This window comes from Bradyrhizobium sp. UBA2491, from assembly GCF_002341725.1.
Classification (GTDB): domain Bacteria; phylum Pseudomonadota; class Alphaproteobacteria; order Rhizobiales; family Xanthobacteraceae; genus Bradyrhizobium.
This window is the reverse complement of sequence record NZ_DDOP01000066.1, coordinates 101,772-122,829: the sequence shown is the minus strand read 5'-3', so window position 1 is coordinate 122,829 and position 21,058 is coordinate 101,772. Positions and strand designations below refer to the sequence as shown.

At 64.7% G+C, this 21,058-nt stretch carries 19 protein-coding genes; 15 read left to right on the top strand and 4 right to left on the bottom strand.

Annotated elements, in window-relative coordinates; genetic code table 11:
* The first annotated feature begins 6 nt into the window (after positions 1-6).
* The 6 genes from nuoN (at position 7) to mtnK (ending at position 6,148) form a co-directional block, all read left to right on the top strand.
* Positions 7-1,443 carry an NADH-quinone oxidoreductase subunit NuoN gene (gene nuoN, locus B2W55_RS22330; protein ID WP_024583486.1) on the top strand — a complete coding sequence of 479 codons (1,437 nt, stop codon included), beginning with the start codon at positions 7-9 and terminating at the stop codon, positions 1,441-1,443.
* A 61-nt stretch (positions 1,444-1,504) separates the two neighbouring features.
* Positions 1,505-2,311, top strand: coding sequence for a biotin--[acetyl-CoA-carboxylase] ligase (locus tag B2W55_RS22325; protein ID WP_024583487.1), 807 nt, complete (start codon positions 1,505-1,507; stop codon positions 2,309-2,311).
* Entirely contained in the window at positions 2,311-3,981 is a 1,671-nt protein-coding gene (locus B2W55_RS22320) for a ribonuclease J (protein ID WP_024583488.1), read from the top strand. Before B2W55_RS22325 ends, B2W55_RS22320 begins: the two co-directional genes overlap by 1 nt.
* A gap of 77 nt (positions 3,982-4,058) precedes the next feature.
* Positions 4,059-4,463 carry a methylmalonyl-CoA epimerase gene (gene mce / locus B2W55_RS22315; RefSeq protein WP_024583489.1) on the top strand — a complete coding sequence of 135 codons (405 nt, stop codon included), beginning with the start codon at positions 4,059-4,061 and terminating at the stop codon, positions 4,461-4,463.
* A 4-nt stretch (positions 4,464-4,467) separates the two neighbouring features.
* On the top strand, positions 4,468-4,767 hold the full coding sequence (locus B2W55_RS22310; RefSeq protein ID WP_024583490.1) for a DUF1467 family protein: 300 nt from the start codon (positions 4,468-4,470) through the stop codon (positions 4,765-4,767).
* A gap of 76 nt (positions 4,768-4,843) precedes the next feature.
* On the top strand, positions 4,844-6,148 hold the full coding sequence (mtnK, locus tag B2W55_RS22305; protein WP_024583491.1) for an S-methyl-5-thioribose kinase: 1,305 nt from the start codon (positions 4,844-4,846) through the stop codon (positions 6,146-6,148).
* A gap of 249 nt (positions 6,149-6,397) precedes the next feature.
* Here mtnK and B2W55_RS22300 read toward each other — a convergent pair whose 3' ends face one another.
* The 4 genes from B2W55_RS22300 to B2W55_RS22285 all read right to left on the bottom strand — a co-directional run bounded on the left by B2W55_RS22300 (position 6,398) and on the right by B2W55_RS22285 (position 10,508).
* Positions 6,398-7,432 carry an ABC transporter permease gene (locus B2W55_RS22300; protein ID WP_024583492.1) on the bottom strand — a complete coding sequence of 345 codons (1,035 nt, stop codon included), beginning with the start codon at positions 7,430-7,432 and terminating at the stop codon, positions 6,398-6,400.
* A gap of 12 nt (positions 7,433-7,444) precedes the next feature.
* Positions 7,445-8,947: a sugar ABC transporter ATP-binding protein gene (locus B2W55_RS22295; RefSeq protein ID WP_024583493.1), complete on the bottom strand. Its 1,503-nt coding sequence runs from the start codon at positions 8,945-8,947 to the stop codon at positions 7,445-7,447.
* Between the two features lie 9 nt (positions 8,948-8,956).
* Positions 8,957-9,994 carry a sugar ABC transporter substrate-binding protein gene (locus B2W55_RS22290; RefSeq protein ID WP_024583494.1) on the bottom strand — a complete coding sequence of 346 codons (1,038 nt, stop codon included), beginning with the start codon at positions 9,992-9,994 and terminating at the stop codon, positions 8,957-8,959.
* A gap of 88 nt (positions 9,995-10,082) precedes the next feature.
* Positions 10,083-10,508 (bottom strand): globin, encoded by a 426-nt coding sequence (locus B2W55_RS22285; protein WP_024583495.1) that lies wholly within the window; start codon positions 10,506-10,508, stop codon positions 10,083-10,085.
* A 333-nt stretch (positions 10,509-10,841) separates the two neighbouring features.
* On the opposite strand from B2W55_RS22285, the gene B2W55_RS22280 reads away from it, so the two are divergent.
* The 9 genes from B2W55_RS22280 to B2W55_RS22240 all read left to right on the top strand — a co-directional run bounded on the left by B2W55_RS22280 (position 10,842) and on the right by B2W55_RS22240 (position 21,055).
* Positions 10,842-11,345: a DUF2946 domain-containing protein gene (locus tag B2W55_RS22280; protein ID WP_244442289.1), complete on the top strand. Its 504-nt coding sequence runs from the start codon at positions 10,842-10,844 to the stop codon at positions 11,343-11,345.
* Between the two features lie 84 nt (positions 11,346-11,429).
* Positions 11,430-13,814, top strand: coding sequence for a TonB-dependent receptor family protein (locus tag B2W55_RS22275; protein ID WP_024583497.1), 2,385 nt, complete (start codon positions 11,430-11,432; stop codon positions 13,812-13,814).
* An 11-nt stretch (positions 13,815-13,825) separates the two neighbouring features.
* Positions 13,826-15,052: a sialidase family protein gene (locus B2W55_RS22270; protein WP_024583498.1), complete on the top strand. Its 1,227-nt coding sequence runs from the start codon at positions 13,826-13,828 to the stop codon at positions 15,050-15,052.
* On the top strand, positions 15,049-15,546 hold the full coding sequence (locus tag B2W55_RS22265) for a TlpA family protein disulfide reductase (RefSeq protein ID WP_024583499.1): 498 nt from the start codon (positions 15,049-15,051) through the stop codon (positions 15,544-15,546). The genes B2W55_RS22270 and B2W55_RS22265 overlap by 4 nt, the downstream gene beginning before the upstream one ends.
* Before the next feature lie 34 nt (positions 15,547-15,580).
* Positions 15,581-16,102 (top strand): copper chaperone PCu(A)C, encoded by a 522-nt coding sequence (locus B2W55_RS22260; RefSeq protein ID WP_024583500.1) that lies wholly within the window; start codon positions 15,581-15,583, stop codon positions 16,100-16,102.
* 7 nt (positions 16,103-16,109) lie between these two features.
* Positions 16,110-16,637, top strand: a complete 528-nt coding sequence (locus B2W55_RS22255; RefSeq protein ID WP_024583501.1) for a YcnI family protein — start codon at positions 16,110-16,112, stop codon at positions 16,635-16,637.
* A gap of 4 nt (positions 16,638-16,641) precedes the next feature.
* The gene (locus B2W55_RS22250; protein ID WP_024583502.1) at positions 16,642-18,219 is read left to right on the top strand and encodes a copper resistance CopC/CopD family protein; all 1,578 of its coding nucleotides are present in this window, start codon (positions 16,642-16,644) and stop codon (positions 18,217-18,219) included.
* Between the two features lie 164 nt (positions 18,220-18,383).
* Positions 18,384-19,703, top strand: coding sequence for a proline--tRNA ligase (proS, locus tag B2W55_RS22245; RefSeq protein WP_024583503.1), 1,320 nt, complete (start codon positions 18,384-18,386; stop codon positions 19,701-19,703).
* Between the two features lie 71 nt (positions 19,704-19,774).
* Positions 19,775-21,055 (top strand): lipoprotein-releasing ABC transporter permease subunit, encoded by a 1,281-nt coding sequence (locus B2W55_RS22240; protein WP_024583504.1) that lies wholly within the window; start codon positions 19,775-19,777, stop codon positions 21,053-21,055.
* The last annotated feature ends 3 nt before the right edge of the window (positions 21,056-21,058 follow it).

Genomic DNA, 21,058 nt, shown 5'->3' with positions numbered 1-21,058 from the left:
CTCGTCATGAGCTTTTCCAGTGCAGGTTATCAGTTGCAGCCGGTGCTGCCGGAGCTGGTGCTCGCGGTCGGCGCGATGGTGCTGTTGATGATCGGGGCCTATCGCGGGCAGGGGACGACGCGGCTGATCACCGCCCTCGCGGTGGTGCTGCTGGTCGTGACCGGCGCGCTGGAGCTCTGGCTGCCGGCCGGCAAGCTCGTGACCTTCGGCGGCAGCTTCATCGTCGACGACTTCGCCCGCTTCCTGAAGATCCTCGCGCTGATCGCCTCCGCGGCGACGCTGATCCTGTCGACTGAGTATCTGTCCCAGCCGTCGACCCGCACCTTCGAATTCTCGATCCTGGTGCTGCTGTCGACGCTCGGCATGATGGTGCTGATCTCGGCCGGCGACCTGATCGCGCTCTATCTCGGCCTCGAGCTGATGAGCCTTGCGCTCTATGTCGTCGCCGCCAGCGCGCGCGACAATGCCAAGTCGAGCGAAGCCGGCCTGAAGTATTTCGTGCTCGGCGCGCTGTCCTCGGGCATGCTGCTCTACGGCGCCTCGCTGATCTACGGCTTCACCGGCACGGTCTCGTTCGCCGGCATCGCGGCTGCCGCCACGACGGGCAGCATCGGCATCGTGTTCGGCCTGGTGTTCCTGCTCGCCGGCCTGTGCTTCAAGGTCTCGGCGGTGCCGTTCCACATGTGGACGCCCGACGTCTATGAGGGCGCGCCGACGCCGGTGACGGCGTTCTTCGCCTCCGCCCCGAAGGTCGCCGCGCTCGCGGTGTTCACCCGCGCGACGCTGACCGCATTCCCGGGCATCGTCACCCAGTGGCAGCAGATTCTGGTGTTCGTGGCGATCGCCTCGATGGCGCTGGGCTCGTTCGCGGCGATCGGCCAGACCAATATCAAGCGGCTGATGGCCTATTCCTCGATCGGCCATATGGGCTTCGCGCTGGTCGGGCTTGCTTCCGGTACGGTCGAGGGTGCCCAGGGCGTGCTGATCTATGCCGCGATCTATGTCGCGATGACGCTCGGCACCTTCTCGATCATCCTGGCGATGAAACGCAACGGCCAGGCGGTGGAAAAGATCAGCGATTTCGCCGGCCTGTCGCGCACCAACCCGCTGCTCGCCTTCATCTTCGCGATGCTGCTGTTCTCGCTGGCCGGCGTGCCGCCGCTCGCGGGCTTCTTCGCTAAATGGTACGTGTTCGTCGCCGCAATCAAGGCCAACCTGTTCACGCTCGCCGTGATCGGCGTGCTGACCTCGGTGGTGGGCGCGTTCTACTACCTGTCGATCGTCAAGGTGATGTATTTCGACCAGCCGATCGGCAAGCTCGATCCAATGCGGTTCGAGCTGCGCACCGTGCTCGCAGTCGCCGGCCTGTTCGTGATCTTCTTCTGGGCCTATCCCGGCCCACTGGTCAGCGCGGCCTCGGCGGCGGCCAAGTCATTGTTCTAAAGCGTATGATTCCGAAAACAGGACGCTGGCTTTCGGAACCGATCATGCGCATAAGTTCGACATGACCTTCACGCTCGGACCCCGAGCCATCACGGCGGGCTACAGGCTCGCCGCCTTCGACCAGATCGGCTCGACCAATGCCGAGGCGATGCTGCGCGCGCGCGCCGGCGAGCGTGGGCCGATGTGGTTCGTGACGTCGGAGCAGACGGCGGGGCGCGGGCGGCGGCAGCGGGTCTGGATCGCGCCGCGTGGCAACCTTGCCAGCAGCATTCTCGAATTGATGGACGTTCAGCCGGCGGTTGCCGCGACGCTCGGCTTCGTCGCCGGGCTGTCGGAGGAGGCCGCCCTCGCAGCCGTCAGCGTCGAGGCGGCGCTTCGCCTCGGTTCCGAGCGCCCGACATACGCGCTGAAATGGCCGAACGACGTACTCGCAGGGGGCGCGAAGCTCGTCGGCATCAATATGGAGGCCGAAACCATCGGCGATCGTCTCGCGGTCGTTGTCGGCATCGGCACCAATGTCGTCGCGGCGCCGGAGGGCACACCGACACCGGCTGTATCGCTAGCCGACCTCGGCGTCCAGATCAGCGCGGAAGAGCTGTTCATGGCGCTGTCCGATGCCTGGGTCGAGTTCCGCGGCATCTGGGACAATGGCCGCGGTTTCGCCGAGATCCGCAGGCTCTGGCTCGAGCGCGCGGCCGGGCTTGGCGGCGAGGTCGCGATCAACACGGGAACGGCCACGATCGAGGGCATCTTCGAAACTATCGACGAGACCGGCTGTCTGATCGTGGGCACGGCCGAAGGCAGGCGTATTCCAGTCGCGGCGGGCGAGGTCTATTTCGGCAGCGCTGCCTCGAAGAGGGCTAACTGATGGCGCGCCCGGACGAACTCACCTTTGCCCCGCTCGGCGGTGTCGGCGAGATCGGCATGAACCTGTCGATCTACGGCCTCGGCAACCGCCACCAGCGCTCGTTCCTCGCGGTCGATCTCGGCGTCTCCTTCGGCGACGAAGAGCATCTGCCGGGCATCGACCTGATCATGCCGGACGTGCGTTTCCTGGAGAAGGAGCGCCACAATCTGATGGGCCTCGTGCTGACGCACGCCCATGAGGATCATTTTGGCGCCATCATCGATCTCTGGCCGAGGCTCGGCTGCAAGATCTACGCGACGCAGTTCTCTGCGGCGCTGTTCGAGGCCAAATGCGCCGCCGAGCGCAATCCGCCGAAGATCCCGATCACCGTGATCCCGTCGGGCGGCCGGGTCGATATCGGCCCGTTCAATGTCGAGTTCATTCCAGTCGCGCATTCGATTCCGGAATCGCATGCGCTCGCGATCAAGACCGACGTCGGCACCGTGCTGCACACCGGCGACTGGAAGATCGATCCGACCCCGGTGATCGGCCTGCCGACCGACGAGCGGCGGCTGCGCGAGCTCGGCGACGAGGGGGTGCTGGCGCTGGTCGGCGATTCCACCAACGCGGTGCGCGACGGGCGCTCGCCGTCGGAGACCGAGGTCGCGGCCACCATCAAGAAGCTGGTCAAGGCGGCCAAGGGCCGGGTCGCGGTCACCACCTTTGCCTCCAACGTCGCCCGCGTGCGGGCGGTGGTCGACGCCGCGAACGCCGCCGATCGCGAGGTCGTGGTGGTCGGCCGCGCGATGGAGCGCGTGGTGCAGGTGGCGCGCGAATGCGGCTATCTCGATGCCTCGCACAAGTTCCGCAGCCCCGACTATTACGGTCACTTCCCGGCCGACAAGGTGCTGGCGCTGTGCACCGGCAGCCAGGGCGAACCGCGCGCCGCGCTGGCGCGGATCGCCAACAACGATCATCCGCAGGTGACGCTGAACAAGGGCGACACCGTGATCTTCTCCTCGCGCACCATTCCGGGCAACGAGAAGGCGGTCGGCGGCATCATCAATGGGCTGGTGACGCAGGGCGTCGAAATCATCACCGATCGCGAGCATCTGGTGCATGTCTCCGGCCATCCGCGCCGCGACGAATTGCGCGACATGATCTCCTGGGTCCGGCCGCAGCTCCTGATCCCCGTGCATGGCGAGGCGCTGCACCTTGCCGAACACGCCAAGCTGGCACGCGCCGCGGGCGTCCCCAAGGTCTTGACCTGCCGCAACGGCGACCTGATCAAGCTCGGGCCGGGCGACCCCGGCATCATCGGCGAAGTGCCCGCGGGCCGCCTCTACAAGGATGGAACCATCCTGGAGGATGCCAAGTCGCGTGCCGTGGTCGAGCGGCGGCGGATGGGCTTTGCCGGCTGCGCCTTCGTTGCCATCGCGATGACCGCGCAGGGCGAGATGGCCGACGATCCCGAGGTTGATCTCGTCGGCATGCCGGAGAACAATGCCGCGGGCGAGCTGCTCGACGACATCGTCTTCGACGTGGTGGTATCGACGATCGAGGGCCTGCCGAAGCCGCGGCGGCGCGATCCCGATGCGCTGGGCGAATCGGTGCGCCGCGCGGTCCGTTCCGCGCTGAGCGAACAGTGGGGCAAGAAGCCGATCTGCGTCGTGCACGTCCTGACGGTCTGACGCGGAGCTGAGGCATGATCCGGAGACGTGCGAAGCGGTCTTCCGAAAAGGTCATGCCCAACTAGAGGGAGAGAAGCATGCTGGGCCGGCTCAATCACGTCGCGATCGCGGTCAAGGACGCAAAGCAGGCCGCGAAGATCTACGGCACCGCCTTCAATGCCGAGATCTCCGATGCCGTGCCGCTGCCGGAACACGGCGTGATCACGGTGTTCGTGACGCTGCCGAACACCAAGATCGAATTCATCGAGCCGCTCGGCGATGCGTCGCCGATCGCCAAATTCGTCGAGCGCAATGCCGATGGCGGCATCCACCATGTCTGCTACGACGTGCCCGACATCATCGCGGCGCGCGACCGGATGATCGCAGAGGGGGCACGAGTGCTCGGCGACGGCCAGCCGAAGATCGGCGCGCATGGCAAGCCGGTGCTGTTCTTCCACCCCAAGGATTTTTCCGGCGCCTTGGTCGAGATCGAACAGGCTTGAGGTCATGGGCTTTCAGATCTCGGCGTACCAGATCTCCACCGGGTTCGCGATCTACTTCGTCCTGTGGTGGCTCGTGCTGTTCCTGACGCTGCCGTTCGGCATTCGCAGCCAGCACGAGGACAATGTCGGCGCGCCCGGCACCGACCCCGGTGCGCCGATCCTGGCGCGGATGGGCCGCAAGCTGCTGTGGACCACGGTGCTGTCGGCCGTATTCTTCACGATCGGGATGTGGGCCTATTATGCCGGCTATCTCTCGGTCGACCGGCTCTCGCGGCTGATGGGGATGCCGGAGTTTCACAACTGACGCAGAAGAGGCCGCAAAGGCCCGATAGCGGGAGCGGGGATCAACCTCGTCTCGCCAACCGCCGGAGGAGACGACGATGAACCTGCAGGCCCAACCAGGCTCCGGGCAGAGCGACTATCGAATCCTGCGCGAGGCCGATCTGCGGGACTATCTCGCGGGCCTTCCAGCCATCGTCGCCGCGCTTGGCGGCCGGCCTGCCGACTGGTCGATCAGCGAGGTCGGCGACGGCAACCTCAACCTCGTCTTCATCGTCAAGGGCAGCACCGGCGGCATCGCCGTCAAGCAGGCGCTGCCCTATGTGCGGCTGGTCGGCGAGAGCTGGCCGCTGCCGCTGTCGCGCGCGCATTACGAGCATCTGGCGCTGGTGCGGCAGGCGCGGCTGGTGCCCGAGCTCGTGCCGGCGGTGCTGCACCATGACGAGCCGCTCGCGCTCACCGCGATGCAACTGCTCGAGCCGCACATTATCATGCGCAAGGGGCTGATCGGGGCGACGCGGTATCCGCGCTTCGTCGACGATATCTCGACCTTCCTGGCGCAGACGCTGTTCTTCTCGTCCGATCTTGCGCTGTCGGCCGCGCAGAAGAAGGACGGCATCGCGGCCTTCGCCGGCAACCATGCGCTCTGCAAGATCACCGAAGACCTGATCTTCACCGATCCCTACCGCGTCGCCGAGCAGAACCGCTGGACCGCGCCGTATCTCGATGCGACCGCGGCCGCGTTCCGCGACGACCTCGACCTGCATGTCGCGGTCTCCAGGCTCAAGCTGAAATTCATGGCGAGCCCCGAGGCGCTGCTGCATGGCGATCTGCATACCGGCTCGATCATGGTCACCGAAACCGAGACCAGGGTGATCGATCCCGAATTCGCCTTCTATGGCCCGATGGGCTTCGACATCGGCGCCGTGATCGGCAATCTCCTGATGGCCTATCTGGCCTCGGCCGGGCACGAACGGACGCCGGGCGAGCGAGCGTCGTTCGAGGCCTGGCTGCTGGAGACGATCGAGGGGGTCTGGAGCGAGTTCTCGCGAAAGTTTCTCGCACTGTGGCGCAGCGAAGCCAAGGGCGACGGCTATCCGGTGTCGCTGTTCGCCGGCGAGGCGGGTGCTGCCCGGCTGGAAGCGGAGCGGCAGGCCTACATGGCGCGGCTGTTCCAGGACACGGTCGGCTTCGCCGCAGCCAAGACCATCCGCCGCATCCTCGGCCTCGCACACAATATCGATTTCGAGTGGATCGCCGACGAGAAGCAGCGCGCTGTCTGCGAGGCGAGGAGCCTCAAGCTCGCACGCAGGATGATGCTGGAGACCGGGGCGTTCACCACGATCGGCACGGTGACCTATGCCGCACGCGAGCTGCGCCATTGGCAGCCGGATTTCGCGAGGTGAATCTGCCTTGAGAGCGCGGAACGAAAGGTAAAGCCCGGACAGATCATGCCGCGGGAATGCGGACGTGTGGCCCACAGGCCGTCCAACAATTTCAGTGTCGTCCCGGCGAAGGCCGGGACCCATTGCCACCAAAGCGAATTGTCGTGCGACGCTGGTGCCACAGCCTGCCCTTCAACTCGACTCTGTGGTTATGGGTCCCGGCCTTCGCCGGGACGACGAATGAGAAGCAGCGCGCTCATCTCACTCAACCTACTCCGCCGCTTGCTCCCGCAGCCGCTGCGCATAGACGTTGATGATCAGCGCGGCGAGCAGGATCAGGCCGCGGATCAGGATTTTCAGGAAGCTGTCGATGTTGACGTGGTCGAGGCCGTTGTTGAGCACGCCGAGCACGAACAGGCCGACGATGGTGTTGCCGATGCCGCCGCGGCCGCCGAACAGGCTGGTGCCGCCGACCACCACGGCTGCGATCGAATCCAACAGATAGGTGTCGAACTCGTTCTGCTGTGCGCTGCCGAAATGGGCGACGCCGAGCATGCCGCCGATCCCCGAGCACACCGCCGAGATCACCATCACGCTGCCGAGGATCAGCTTGACGTTGAGGCCGGCAAATTCCGCGGCCTCGCGATTGCCGCCGACCATGTAGACGTAGCGGCCGAACCGCGTGTAGGTCAGCACCAGATGGCCGCCGAGCAGCATCACCGCGGCCACGATCACGATCCAGGGGATGCCGCCGATCGAGCCCGAGCCGAGCGTCGTGATCAGCGGCGGCACCTTGTAGGCGATCTGGCCGCGCACCAGCAGCGCCGAGACGCCGGCCGCGATCTGCATCATGGCGAGCGTCATGATGAAGGAGGGGATGCCGATCACGGTCAGCCCCAGCGCGTTGACGAGGCCGAGCAGCGCGCACAGCGCTAGCGCCAGCAGGATCGCGGCAAAACCCGGCATCGGGACGTTGGCGATGTTGACGTAGGATTCCTGCAACGTGAAATACGCCACCGCGATGCCGGTGACGTTGGCGATACTGGCGATCGACAGGTCGATCTCGGCGCACAGGATCACGAAGGTCAGGCCGACCGCGATGATGCCGGTGACCGACACTTGCGTGAGGATATTGCCGAGATTGTCGATGGTCGCAAACGACGGGCTTGCGATCGCGAAGAAGGCGCTGAGGAAGATCAGCGTCAGGAACGGCGCGATGTTGCGCATCTGCGAGCGCAGGAACGGCGCCAGCCCACGCGGCCGCTGGTGATCCGCTCGTGCCGTCGCGCCGTCACTGCTCGTCATTATAGATCTCCATTACGCGGCCTCCAGCAAGCGATCCTTGCTGACCGCTTCGCCGGCGAATTCGCGCACCACCGCGCCGCGCTTGAGCACCAGGATCCGGTCGGCCAGCGACAGCACCGTCTCCGGCTCGGTCGACAACACGATGATCGCCAGTCCCTTGGCGCGCAGGTCGCGCACGATGTTGATCACGTCGTTCTTGGCGCCGACATCCATGCCGCGGGTCGGCTCGCACAGCACCAGCAGGCGCGGCGGGTAGGTCAGCCATTTCGCCAGCGCCACCTTCTGCTGGTTGCCGCCGGAAAGCATGCCGAGATCGAGGCCGACCACCGGCGGCCTGATCTGCAATTGCTCGACCTGATGCTGGGCGATGGCGCGCTCGCGCACCGGCTTGAGCAGCAGGGACGAAATGCGATCGAGGATGCTGATCGAGATGTTCTTGAACACCGGCTCCTGGTGGAACAGCATGGCGCGGCGGCTCTCGGGTACCAGCGCAACCCCGGCCCGCCGCGCCGCCGCGGTGCTGCGGAATGTCTTGACGGCGCCGTCGACCGCGAGCGTGCCGCCATCCGGCTTGAGCTTGCCGAACAGGATCCGCGACAGCTCCAATTGCCCGCAGCCCATGAAGCCGTAGATGCCGAGCACTTCGCCGGAACGGGCTTCGAACGAGACGTCTTGCAGGCTGCGGCGGAGCGAGAGCTGATCGACCTTCAGCACTGCCGCGCCGCCGCCCGATCGCGGCAGCATCAGGTCGTCGGTGTAGCTGTGCTCCAGCGCCGCGCCGCCGCGGCCGATCATGGCCTCGATCAGCGCGCCCTTGGTGGTGTCCGCGGACGCCGTCTCGGCGATCTTCCGCCCGTTGCGGAACACGGTCACCACGTCGGAGACCCGCAGGATGTCTTCGATGAAATGCGAGATGAAGACGATGCTGGTGCCTTGGTCGCGCAGCTTGTGCAGCGTTGCGAACAGGCGTTCGACCTCGGGTGGGGAGAGCGCGGAGGTCGGCTCGTCGAGGATGATGATGCGTGCGCCCGAGAACAGCACGCGGGCGATCTCGATCAATTGCTGCAAGCCGATCGGCAGGTCGCCGAGCCGGGTCATCGGATCGACGTCGATGCCAAATCGCGATAGCTGCTCGCCGGCCTCGCGCGCCATCCGTCGCCACTGCACGAAGCCGAGCCGGTTGGTCGGCTGGTTGCCGAGGAAGACGTTCTCCGCGACCGTGAGGTCGGGCGCGACGCTGAGCTCCTGATGCACCATGCCGATACCGGCGGCATGGGCGTCGCGGGTGGAGCGGAAGCGGGTCTCCTTGCCGTCGAGCATGAAGCGGCCGGAGAACTCTGGATGCACGCCGGCGATGATCTTCATCAGCGTGCTCTTGCCGGCGCCGTTCTCGCCGACGAGACCATGGATCTCGCCGGCGTGAAGCGCGAAGTCGACCCCACGAAGGGCTTCGACACCGCCGAAGGCCTTCGTGATCTGGTTCAACTCGAGGATCGGGGAGCGTCCCTGCGACATGCGGCCCGCTCAGATCAGGAAGTGATCCTCCATCCACTGCATGCCGGGGGCGTTGGTCTTGGTCACGACGGGACCGTCGGTCACGACGTTCTTCGGAATGCCCTGGCCGCTCTTCTCGCCGCCGACCACGGCAGCGACGCCCGCGACGATCGCGCCGCCATGGATGCGGCAGGACGGGTTGCGGACGGTTGCGAACATGCGGCCTTCGCTGACTGCCTGGATCGCCGGCGGCATGGCGTCGACGCCGCCGATCAGGATGTTGGTGCGGTTACGCGCCTTCATGATGTTGTAGGCCGCGAGCGCCATGTCGTCATTGTGGAAGAACGCGGCGTCGATCTGCTGATATTTCGTCAGGTAGGTTTCCCAGAGCCGGGCGGTCTTGGAGACGTCCCAGTCGGCGGGCTGGGTGTCCAGCACCTCGATGTTCGGGAACTGCTTCACCACCGAGTTGAAACCCTTGGCGCGGCCCTGCGCGCCGGTGTGGCCGAGCGCGCCCTGGGTCATGATGACCTTGCCCTTGCCACCGATCGCGTTGCACAGCGCCTGCGTCACCGATGCGCCCATGAACTCGTTGTCGGGCGCGAGGAACGAATGGACGTTGATCTGATCGAGCGGCGCGATCAGCGTGTCCATGTCGATGACGGGCGTGCCGGCGTCGATCATCTTCTGCACCGGCTGGGTCAGCGTACCGATGCCGAACGCCTGGATCGCGACGAAGTCCCATTTCTGCGAGGCCATGTTGTCGATCGCGGCGCGCTGCTTCACCGCATCGAGCTGGCCGTCGAACCAGGTGACCTCGACGTTGAACAGCTTGCCCCAGAACTCGGCGGCCTGCTTGCCCTGCGCGCACCACGTCGCCTGCAATCCGGCGTTGGAGAATGCGGCTTTCAGCGGCTTTTCCGAGCGTCCCATCTCGGCTGCGAGCGCGGACGTGGTCAGGCCCATTCCGCCGAGCAGGCCGGCTGCTGCTCCACCTGCCGCTGCCAATTGCAGAAGGTCGCGCCGCGTCGTCGACGCCTTGTCCATCCCCTTGTCGGTCCTTGGCATTGCTTGCTCCCTCATGTTTTTTCTGACCGTCGGCGTCAGTTGCACGCGCCGCGGATAAAGCGAGTGTGTCACAATCGGAACGGGGGCGCTACGCTCTCTTGTCCACGAGATGTGTCTGCTGCAGCACGACGGCGTCGATGTCGGCGAGCGCCTTGTGCCACGCAGCATCGATCTCCGCGGACCATTGCTCGCCGAGAATTTCGCGCAAGCTGTCCGCGATTACGGCGAAGAAGGCGAGAAAGAGTTCGCGCGACGTGCCGTAGGCATCGTGCGACGACACTTCGCACTCGATCAGGCGGAAACGTCCGCTGCGTTCGCCGACGAAATCGAGGATTGCCTCGATGGTCAGCGCGAGCATCGCGCCCTTCACCGGCTCACTGCCGTCGGTGCGAAACATCGCCTGCGCTTCGGGATGTTCGCGAAACAGGCGCCGATAGACGATCGGCGTCAGATCATCACAACGCGCGGCTGCGAGTTCGAAACTGTGCTCGATAGGATTCGATGATGAGGTCATTGCGCGATGCGATCATCACATAAAAGATCATCACATAAAAAAAAGAGCAGGGCGCCAAGCCCTGCTCCAAAAATTGTGTCGACCCTATTTGCCCCAAGAATTAGATTTGATCTTGATTGATGGGGTGACGCTGCTTGTGCGCGTCGGGCTCCTCCCGAGACTTGGACCACCAGGACACACCTCGCGGCTGGCCTGAGCCCGAATTGGTAGACCATCTTTCCAAGCTTGTCATCATTTTCGGCAACGAATGTTCAAATTTCGAGCAGTTTGCGAAATGATTGGGATGGCGCCACCGTCGGTTGCGACGTCTGCTTCAAAACACGTGGCAGAGTAATGGGATACGGCCATTGGCAAAGCGCCGTGACGCAACTGCCACGCCGCGCCGATTCCGTCGGTGGGGAAGAAACCGGCAGCGTTGCCGATCTCGACTTCCGACGCCCATGGTGGTTAGTTCCCTCCCGGATGGGTTTTGCAATGCGCCGGCGGCTGAAGAATTTTCTGCCCATAGTCCTGGTTGCCCTGCTGGCGCAGATTTTCGCGCCGATCGGGGCCTGCTGGGCGGCGAGCCTTGCCATGTCGGATCCGCTCGCGGCCGCCACGATTTGCCATGGCAATGGCGGAGCCGGGCAGGACGACCAGACCGGTCATGGCGTTCATGACTGTTGCCCGGCGTGCAGCGTGCTGCAAACCGGTGCGCCCGTCGATCATCCCGAAGTGGCGGCCCGCGCCATTGAACGTGTCCCGAGTCGCATCGCTTGGCTCGATTTCGCCGGCGAATTCGATGGTTCGCGGGCAGGTCTCGCCGCGCAAGCGCGCGCGCCGCCGACTTTTTCCTGACGAGTAGCCGCTGCCGGTGCGTGTCCCGCGCCGGCGAGTGCCCTTGAGCAGGCCGGCCGAAGGGGCCGGTGTCAGGATTCTTCCATGTTTCGGTTTCACCCACGGGGTGGGGCAAGCGCGCTGATGCTGGGCGCGGCCCTTTCCACGATTAATTGTTGGGCAAAGGCCCAGACCGCGCTGCCGTCAGTCACGGTCGAGGCACCGCAGCCGGCGGCGCGTGCCAAGCGCGTCGCGGCCAGGCCGCACGCGCGTACCGCATCGGTCCGGCGGCCGCCCAAGCCGCGAGCCGCGCCCGCGGTGGCTGCGGCCGGCGGCGCCAAGCCGGGGGAAACGGCCGGGGCGGCGCGGGATGGTTTGAACCGGGCGCCAGCCGGCCAGACCCAGACCACCATCGACCGCAGCCAGTTCGACAACCGACCGTCGTTTTCGGTCGCCGACGTGCTGCGCGACAGCCCGGGCATCTCGATCAAGCAGGGCAACGGCCCGCGTGACTTCGGGATCTCGATCCGCGGCTCGAACGCCCGCAACGGCTTCGGCATCCGCAACCTCGTCATCTTCGACGACGGGTTCCCGGTCACCCAGCCCGACGGCCTGTCGCGCAGCGACCTGATCGATCCGCATGCCTATGGCGCGATCGACGTGGTCCGCGGGCCATCGTCGGCGCTGTACGGCAATTACGCGACCGGCGGCGCCTTGAACTTCCGGACCCGGCCGGGCGGCACCATCGACGGCGTCGAATACGGCGTCGACGGCGGCAGCTTCGGCTATCTCAACAATTATCTGGCCGCCGGCAAGAAGGTCGGCAATTTCGAGGGCTCGCTGTTCGCCAGCGACGCGCGCGGCGATGGCTATATCGGCAACAGCTGGTTCAATACCCAGACTGTCAACTTCCTCGGCACCTTGCAGGCGACGCCGGACGACCGCTTCACGTTCAAGCTGATCAACAACGATCTGACGGCGCGCCTGCCGATCCGCTCGTCGCTCAACCAGTTCTACCAGAACCCGTTCCAGCAGGGCTGCGCGACCGGCGCCACGGCGGCACCTGGCTGCGGAACCGTCTCCCTGTTCAACAACGGCTTCAACGGAACCAAATCCACCGAGACTGCGGTGCAAGCCGGCCTCGGCCGCGATGACCGCCGGACGATCGTTGGCGGCCGCTGGGAGCACGATTTCGACAACACGACGACGTGGCGCAACCAGTTCGTGTTCGACGACAGGAACATCAATCAGCCGACGGGATCGACCAGCGCGCTGGGTGACTATCCTTCGTACAATTTCATGAGCGATTTGACCAAGCGCGGCGAATTGCTTGGGATGGATTCGACCACGATGGTCGGCGGTTGGTACAACACCCTCACGACGACCGGCACGACCTGGAACGTTTCGCCTGCGGGCAATGCGACACTCGGACTGCCACAGAGCAGCCTGTATCAATCGACAACCAATTATGGCGTCCGGGCGCGGGAAGAGATCAAGCTGATTCCGACGGTGACGGCGATCGCCGGGATCGGCTGGGAAACGACCACGCTGAACGGTGTCAACACCGCGCTGTCCTATCCGGTCATCAACAATCCCGCAATCGTGGGAGCCACCGTGACGAAAGCGGCGCCTGTGTTCACCAATACCGCGCCGGAGTTCGCGCTGATCTACAAGCCGGACAATGAATGGCAACTACGCGCTCGCGTGGCGACCGGCTACGGTACGCCGCAAGTCAGCAATCTGTTCGTTCTGCCGAGTGGGTTATCGGGCAACAACACGTCGCTCAAGACCCAGACCAACCTCGGCTACGACCTCGGCGCGGACTGGTCCCCCAACAAGAGCGTGAAGGTCAGCGCCACCGCCTTCTACGAGTTCTTCAACAATGAGCTTGTTTCTCAGGCGACGCCGGTGGCGGGCGTTACATACACCTTCAATGCACCGCGCTCGGAGCATCGCGGCGTCGAACTTGCCGCCCAATGGGCCTTTTACCAGGGATGGCAGTTCACGGCGGCCTACACCTATCTGGACGAGGTATATACCGACTACACGGAAAGCATCAGCGGCTTCACATTCAATCGGGTCGGCAACAAGATTCCCGGCATTTCGCCAAATGAGCTGACGACGCGTTTGGGCTACGACCAAATGTCGGGGCCGTTCCTGGGACTCGGCGGGTTCGTCGAAGTCCAGTGGAAGGATGGCTTCTACATGGACAACGCCAATCTGCTGCGGGCGCCGGGTTACGAACTGGTCAATCTCAACGTTCACTACACGACAGGTCTGATCTCCGACTATTTCAAGTCGCTGAATCTGTATCTCGAGGTGCGGAACGTGTTCGACCGAACCTACATCGCCTCCGCGAACAATATCGCCAACTCGGTGACGGCGGCGGGCGTTCAAAATCCCGCGAGCATACTGGCGAACACCACCGGCTCGATCTATGCCGGATCGCCGCGGGCGTTTGTCGCGGGCATGAAGATCGCGTTCAAATGAGGAGCGCATCGATGACGTCTCGCAGACCTGCCGTTCGGATCGCGCTGGCGATGCTGCTGCTCGGGACCTTGCCCGATCCGGCCAGGGCGCAGATGAGTCACCAGCACGCCTCGGAAGCGGCGTGCGAGGAAACCATCCTGCGTTGCGCGAGCAAGGTCACTCCGGCGTTCGGGCCGGACGGGACGTTGTGGCTGGCCTGGATGGCCGGAGGTCAGATATCGGTCGCGAGCTCGAAGGATCGGGGCAAGAGCTTTTCCGCGCCGGTGCAGGTGACGCGGGACCGGCTCAATTTGGATTGGGGCCCGGATGCGCGCCCGAAGCTTGCGATCGACGCCAGGGGAGACATCGCGCTGGCGTTCTCGATCTTTCGCGATCAGGCCTTCAACGGCCAGGTGCTGACCTCGCGTTCGACCGATGGCGGGCGCACTTTCGATCCGCCGAAGCCGATCACCGCAAACAATGAGAGCCAGCGCTTCGAGGCGATCGGCTTCGATCCCGCCGGCACGGTGTTCGCGGTCTGGCTCGACAAGCGCAACCGTGTGCCGGCGCAACAGCGGGGCGAGAAGTATGACGGTGCCGGATTGTTCTTCGCGTCGTCGAAGGACGATGGCGCGACCTATTCCGACGCGCGGCTGGCGGCCGACAATACCTGCGAGTGCTGCCGTCTCGCCCTGGCGTTCGATGGCGCAGGCCGTCCGGTGGTGGTGTTTCGAAACATCTTCGAAGGCGGTGTGCGCGACCATGCGATCGTGACATTTACCGATCTGGCCACGCCCGGCGAACTGCATCGGGTGAGCCGCGACGACTGGCAGATCGCGGCCTGTCCGCATCATGGGCCGAGCCTGACCATTTCGCGTGAAGGCACCTATCATGTGACCTGGTACACCAACGGCAAGGCGCGCAAGGGATTGTTCTACGCGCGGTCGCGCGATGGCGGCAAAACCTTCTCCGATCCGCTTCCGATCGGGCAACCGAACCGGAGCCCGTCGCGGCCGCAGATCATCGCAGGCCCGCAGGGGCTGGTGATGGCGTGGAAGGAGTTCGACGGCCAGAAGACCTCGATCAATCTGATGATGTCGCACGACGACGGAGCGAGCTGGTCGAAACCCGCCGTCATTGCTGACACCAGCGACAGTTCCGATCATCCGCTGCTCGTGACCGATGGCCGGCAGACCTATTTGTCGTGGATGACGAAGGCGGACGGTTATCATTTTCAAGCGATCGAGGGCGAACCATGAAGCGCCGCTTCCTCGCGACCCTGATCCTGCTCGCAACGCTGTCGCCCGGGCTGGCGGTGGACGCGGGCGCACCCAAGCCGTTCGAACGCGGCAGCTGGCAGAAGCTGCTGCATGCGCATGCCGGGCATCCGACCCTGGTGCATTTCTGGGGCGTCACCTGCGGACCCTGCAAGGTCGAGTTGCCGCAGCTTGGCCAGTTCATGAAGGATCATCCCGGGATCGACGTCGTGACGATCAGCGCCGACCTGGTGCCGAACCTGCCGGAGGCGACCCGATCGATGCTGGCTAGCGCAGGGCTGGCATCAGCCGAGAACTGGATGTTCGGCGACGGCTTCGCCGAGCGGTTGCGCTTCGAGATCGATCCGGCCTGGCAAGGCGATATCCCGCGAACCATGCTGATTGCCCGTGATGGGACCATCACGACGATCGAAGGGTCGGCCGAAATGGCCGATCTGAACAAATGGTCTGAAGCCCAGGCCGCAGCAATCCGATGACACGACGACTTCAACCTGAAAGGACCCCGTCGCCATGAAGACGCTCTCCCGTATCCTTGCTTTCGCAGCGCTGGCCGCTGTCATGTCCACCTCCGCGCGTGCCGAGGACGTCAAGGCCGGTGACCTCGTGATCACGCAGGCCTGGACGCGCGCCACGCCGAACGGTGCCAAGATCGGCGGCGGCTATCTGACGATCGAGAACAAGGGCACGACACCGGATCGGCTGGTGTCAGGCTCCGCCGATGTCGCCGGCAAGGTCGAGGTCCACGAGATGTCGATGGACAATGGCGTGATGAAGATGCGCGCGCTCGACAAGGGCCTGACCATCGAGCCCGGCAAGACCGTGAAGCTCGCACCCGGCGGCTATCATCTGATGATGTTCGACCTGAAGAACCCGCTGAAGCAGGGCGACAAGGTGCCGGTGACGCTGGAGTTCGAGAAGGCCGGCAAGGTCTCGGTTTCGCTCGATGTGCAGGCGGTCGGCGCGCAGGCGCCGGGTGGCGATCATTCCGGCCATGGCGACCATTCCGGTCACATGGACATGAAGAAGATGTGAGGCGGCCATGCGGTCATCGACGCTCCTCATTGTCACGGCCGCGCTGTTCGCAGCGCGGCCGGCGATCGCGCATGTCACGCTCGAGGCAAAGCAGACGACGGTCGGCTCGTACTACAAGGCGGTGTTCGCCGTGCCGCATGGCTGCGCGGGATCGGCGACGGTCAAGCTTCGCGTGCAGATTCCGGAGGGCGTGATCGGGGTGAAGCCGATGCCGAAGCCGGGCTGGACGCTCGATATCGTCACCGGCAAATACGCCACGCAGTACGACTATCACGGTGCCAAGCTCTCCGAGGGCGTGAAGGAAGTGGCCTGGAGCGGCGGCAAGCTCTCGGACCAGAACTACGATGAGTTCGTGATGCAGACGTTCCTCACCGATACGCTGAAGCCGAACACCGTGCTGTATTTTCCCGTGGTGCAGGAATGCGAACAGGGCGTGAGCCGCTGGATCGATATTCCGGCCGACGGGCAGGGCGGCGGCCACGACCATGGCAGCAAGACGCCGGCGCCCGGTGTCAAACTGCTGCCGAAGTCCTGAAGCCGTGCGGCTGGTCGCAAGTCTTGTCAGAGCAAGTCTCGTCGCGTTGCTGCTGGCGCTGTGGCTTGCGACCTCGGCTCATGCCCATGCCGTCCTGATCGGCGCCGAGCCGGCGGACGGCAGCGTGCTGGCGGAAGCACCGAAAATGCTGGTGCTCCGCTTCAACGAAGCGGTGGCGCCGACGGCGGTCAGCCTGCTCGACGCCGCCGGCAAGCCGCGTGACGTCGCGTTCCGCGCCCTCGATCAATCGGTGATGGTCACGCTGCCGTCGGACCTGCCGCAGGGGACGCAGGTGGTGAGCTATCGCGTCGTATCGCAGGACGGCCATCCGGTGGCGGGTTCGCTGCTGTTCTCGATCGGGGTCGTCACCGGCTCGGCGGCGCCATCCGGCGACGGCGTGCTCCACGCGCTGATCTGGCTGGCACGGCTCGGGCTCTATCTGGGCCTGTTCGCCGGCGTCGGCGGCGTGTTCTTTGCCGCGTGGATCGGGCAGGGGCCGGCCGGCGGACCGCTGATCATGTGGTCGTTGGCGATCGGCCTGGTCGGTGCGGTCAGCTCGCTTGGCCTGCAAGGTGTCGACCTGCTGAACCTGCCAATCACGGGAATCCTGACCTGGGCGGCATGGGCTAGTGCCGCCGGCACCAGCCTGTTTCCGGCCCTGCTGCTGGCAATCGGCGCGATGTTGACCGCGGCGGTCGTCTGGCGCAGCCCGTCATTCCGTGTGGCCCTTGTCGGCACCGCTGTCGCAATGATCTGCGTCGGCTTGTCGCTTGCGGTCAGCGGCCATGCCGCGACGGCTTCGCCACAATGGTTGACCCGCACGGCGCTGTTCAGCCATGGCGTTGGCTTGGCGTTCTGGATGGGTGCGCTCGCGCCACTGGCGGTGCTGGCCTGGCAGCGCAAGGACTCGCTGTTGCCGGTGCTGACGCGCTTTTCGATATTCGCGGTGCCGGTGGTGGCGTTGATCGCCCTGTCGGGCCTCGCGCTCGCCGTCGTCCAGCTCGAGAGTTTCGGCGCGCTGTTCGACACCGGATATGGCAACGTCCTGCTGGCCAAGCTTGCGCTGGTGTCGCTGCTGCTGGCGCTTGCCGCGCTGAACCGGCTGGTGTTCACGCCCGCCATCGCGCGCGATTTGCATCGCACGCGACCGCTACAGCGCTCGATCGCGCTCGAATTCGTGCTGATGATCGGCATCCTTGGCCTCGTCGCATTATGGCGCTTTACGCCGCCGCCGCGCGTGTTGGCGATGTCGACCGACGTTCCGCTCGCGGTCCACATCCACACCGATGCGGCGATGTTCCAGGTGCTGATCGCGCCGGGCAAGGTCGGGCAGAACGACTTCGTGCTGCAATTGATGAACGGCGATGCCAGCCCGTTCGCAGCCAAGGAGGCGACGTTGACGCTGAGCCTGCCGGATCGCGGCGTCGAGCCGATGGAACGCAGTGCCGCACTCGGCCCCGATGGCTATTGGCACGTGAAGAAGGTGCCGCTGCCGGTCCCCGGCCGCTGGCACATGCAGATCGATGCCCTGGTGACCGATTTCACGAAAGTGACACTGGAAGACGATTTCGAGGTCAGATGAGGCCGGTGTCCGCGCGCTGGGGACATCGGTGGGACGCAATTCGATCAAATGGCCGAAATTCGCCTGATTTGAAGGGTTTTTGACCTGAGGCGGCCTTGTGTTTTCACAGCCGATCCGGTTTCACTGCAACTCTTCCCACGCTTTCCTGATTCCCGAGTAATGCCATGCGATTATCGCGGTTTTTCCTGCCCATCCTGAAAGAAAATCCGAAAGAGGCGGAGATCGTCTCGCATCGGCTGATGCTGCGTGCGGGCATGATGCGGCAGGAGGCGGCCGGCATCTATGCCTGGCTGCCGCTCGGCTTCCGGGTGCTGAAGAAGATCGAGCAGATCGTCCGCGAGGAGCAGGACCGCGCCGGCGCGCTCGAGCTGTTGATGCCGACGTTGCAGCTTGCCGATCTCTGGCGTGAAAGCGGTCGTTACGATGCCTATGGCCCGGAGATGCTGCGCATCCTCGATCGCCACAAGCGCGAGCTGCTGTACGGACCGACCAACGAGGAAATGATCACGGAGATCTTCCGCTCCTACATCAAGTCCTACAAGAACCTGCCGCTCAACCTCTACCACATCCAGTGGAAGTTCCGTGACGAGCAGCGTCCGCGCTTCGGCGTGATGCGCGGTCGCGAATTCCTGATGAAGGACGCCTATTCGTTCGACCTCGACGAGGCCGGCGCGCGGCGTTCCTACAACAAGATGTTCGTGGCTTACTTGCGCACCTTCGCGCGGATGGGCCTGAAGGCGATCCCGATGCGGGCCGAGACCGGGCCGATCGGCGGCGATCTCAGCCACGAATTCATCGTGCTCGCGGAGACCGGCGAGTCCGGCGTCTTCATCAACCGCGACGTGCTGGACCTGCCGGTGCCGGGCGAGGACGTCGATTACAACGGTGACCTCACGCCGATCATCAAGCAATGGACCTCGGTCTATGCTGCGACCGAGGACGTCCACGAGGCGGCGCGCTTCGAGCAGGAGGTGCCTGAAGCGAAGCGACTCAACACCCGCGGCATCGAGGTCGGCCAGATCTTCTATTTCGGTACCAAATATTCCGACGTCATGAAGGCGATGGTGGCCGGTCCCGATGGCGTCGACGTGCCGATCCATGGCGGCTCCTACGGCGTCGGCGTGTCGCGTCTGGTCGGCGCGATCATCGAGGCCTGTCACGATGACGCCGGCATCAAATGGCCCGAGGCGGTCGCGCCGTTCCGCGCCGCGATCCTCAACCTCAAGCAAGGTGATGCCGCGGTCGACGGCGCCTGCGAACAGCTTTACCGCGATCTTCTCGCCAAGGGCGTCGACGTGCTCTACGACGACACCGATCAGCGTGCCGGCGCCAAGTTCGCCGCGGCCGATCTGATCGGCATCCCCTGGCAGATTCTGGTCGGGCCGAAGGGGCTCGCGGAGGGCAAGGTCGAGGTGAAGCGCCGCAGCGACGGTTCACGCGACAATATGAGCCCGGCCGACGTCGTCGCGAAGCTCGCGGGTTAAAGTTTATTCACGCCGCGTGATCGGCGGGGTAATCCGGCCACATTTGGCCCGAATCATGGGATTATCGAGAGATGGATGAGACCATGAACGAGCCAGTCCGTACCCCGCCTTTTGCGCCATTCGAATGGCTGCTGTCCGGACGCTATTTGCGCGCGCGCCGCAAGGAAGGATTCATCTCGGTCATCGCCGGCTTTTCGTTCCTCGGCATCATGCTCGGCGTCGCCACGCTGATCGTGGTGATGGCGGTCATGAACGGCTTCCGCAAGGAACTGCTGGACAAGATCCTCGGCCTTAACGGGCACCTTCTGGTGCAGCCGCTGGAATCGCCGCTGACCGACTGGAAGGACGTCGCCGACCGCATCAGCCAGGTCCAGGGCATTCGGCTCGCGGCGCCGGTCGTGGACGGGCAGGGGCTCGGATCCTCGCCGTTCAACGCCGCCGGCGTCTTCATCCGCGGCATCCGGGCCGACGACCTCAACAACCTGACCTCGATCGCCAAGAACATCAAGCAGGGCACGCTCGAGGGGTTCGACGAGGGGCAGGGCGTGGCGATCGGCCGGCGTCTTGCCGATCAGCTCTCGCTGCATGCCGGTGACATGATCACGCTGGTCTCGCCGAAGGGCGCGGTGACGCCGATGGGCACCACGCCGCGCATCAAGCCCTACCGGATATCGGCGGTGTTCGAGATCGGCATGTCGGAATACGATTCGACCTTCGTGTTCATGCCGCTGGCCGAAGCGCAGGCCTATTTCAACCGCAACAACGATGTGTCCTCGATCGAGGTGTTCACCACCAATCCGGACAAGATCGACACCTATCGCAAGCTGGTGACGGAGGCGGCCGGGCGGCCGGTCTTCCTGGTCGACTGGCGACAGCGCAACTCGACCTTCTTCAACGCGCTGCAAGTCGAGCGCAATGTGATGTTCCTGATCCTGACCATGATCGTGCTGGTCGCGGCGCTCAACATCGTCTCGGGGCTGATCATGCTGGTGAAGGACAAGGGCCAGGACATCGCGATCCTGCGCACCATGGGCGCCTCGCAAGGCTCGATCATGCGGATATTCCTGATCACCGGCGCCTCGATCGGCGTGGTCGGAACGCTGACCGGCTTTGCGGTCGGCATGCTGATCTGCCTGAACATCGAATCGATCCGGCAATTCCTGTCATATCTGACCAACACCGAGCTGTTCTCGCCCGAGTTGTATTTCCTCTCGAAACTGCCGGCCGAGGTCGACTTCGGCGAGACGCTCGCCGTCTTGATCATGGCGCTGACGCTGTCCTTCCTGGCGACGCTCTACCCGTCGTGGCGTGCCGCGCGCCTCGATCCGGTCGATGCGCTCCGGTACGAGTGAGGC

What these genes read in the sequence shown, in the direction of transcription:
- B2W55_RS22325 (WP_024583487.1), top strand. Translation starts at nt 1,505, where the DNA reads ATGACCTTCACGCTCGGACCCCGAGCCATCACGGCGGGCTACAGGCTC.
- B2W55_RS22265 (WP_024583499.1), top strand. Translation starts at nt 15,049, where the DNA reads ATGAAGCGCCGCTTCCTCGCGACCCTGATCCTGCTCGCAACGCTGTCG.
- mtnK (WP_024583491.1), top strand. Translation starts at nt 4,844, where the DNA reads ATGAACCTGCAGGCCCAACCAGGCTCCGGGCAGAGCGACTATCGAATC.
- B2W55_RS22275 (WP_024583497.1), top strand. Translation starts at nt 11,430, where the DNA reads ATGTTTCGGTTTCACCCACGGGGTGGGGCAAGCGCGCTGATGCTGGGC.
- B2W55_RS22310 (WP_024583490.1), top strand. Translation starts at nt 4,468, where the DNA reads ATGGGCTTTCAGATCTCGGCGTACCAGATCTCCACCGGGTTCGCGATC.
- B2W55_RS22295 (WP_024583493.1), bottom strand. Translation starts at nt 8,947, where the DNA reads ATGTCGCAGGGACGCTCCCCGATCCTCGAGTTGAACCAGATCACGAAG.
- B2W55_RS22270 (WP_024583498.1), top strand. Translation starts at nt 13,826, where the DNA reads ATGACGTCTCGCAGACCTGCCGTTCGGATCGCGCTGGCGATGCTGCTG.
- B2W55_RS22255 (WP_024583501.1), top strand. Translation starts at nt 16,110, where the DNA reads ATGCGGTCATCGACGCTCCTCATTGTCACGGCCGCGCTGTTCGCAGCG.
- proS (WP_024583503.1), top strand. Translation starts at nt 18,384, where the DNA reads ATGCGATTATCGCGGTTTTTCCTGCCCATCCTGAAAGAAAATCCGAAA.
- B2W55_RS22300 (WP_024583492.1), bottom strand. Translation starts at nt 7,432, where the DNA reads ATGACGAGCAGTGACGGCGCGACGGCACGAGCGGATCACCAGCGGCCG.
- B2W55_RS22240 (WP_024583504.1), top strand. Translation starts at nt 19,775, where the DNA reads ATGGATGAGACCATGAACGAGCCAGTCCGTACCCCGCCTTTTGCGCCA.
- B2W55_RS22285 (WP_024583495.1), bottom strand. Translation starts at nt 10,508, where the DNA reads ATGACCTCATCATCGAATCCTATCGAGCACAGTTTCGAACTCGCAGCC.
- mce (WP_024583489.1), top strand. Translation starts at nt 4,059, where the DNA reads ATGCTGGGCCGGCTCAATCACGTCGCGATCGCGGTCAAGGACGCAAAG.
- B2W55_RS22290 (WP_024583494.1), bottom strand. Translation starts at nt 9,994, where the DNA reads ATGCCAAGGACCGACAAGGGGATGGACAAGGCGTCGACGACGCGGCGC.
- nuoN (WP_024583486.1), top strand. Translation starts at nt 7, where the DNA reads ATGAGCTTTTCCAGTGCAGGTTATCAGTTGCAGCCGGTGCTGCCGGAG.
- B2W55_RS22260 (WP_024583500.1), top strand. Translation starts at nt 15,581, where the DNA reads ATGAAGACGCTCTCCCGTATCCTTGCTTTCGCAGCGCTGGCCGCTGTC.
- B2W55_RS22320 (WP_024583488.1), top strand. Translation starts at nt 2,311, where the DNA reads ATGGCGCGCCCGGACGAACTCACCTTTGCCCCGCTCGGCGGTGTCGGC.
- B2W55_RS22280 (WP_244442289.1), top strand. Translation starts at nt 10,842, where the DNA reads ATGGGATACGGCCATTGGCAAAGCGCCGTGACGCAACTGCCACGCCGC.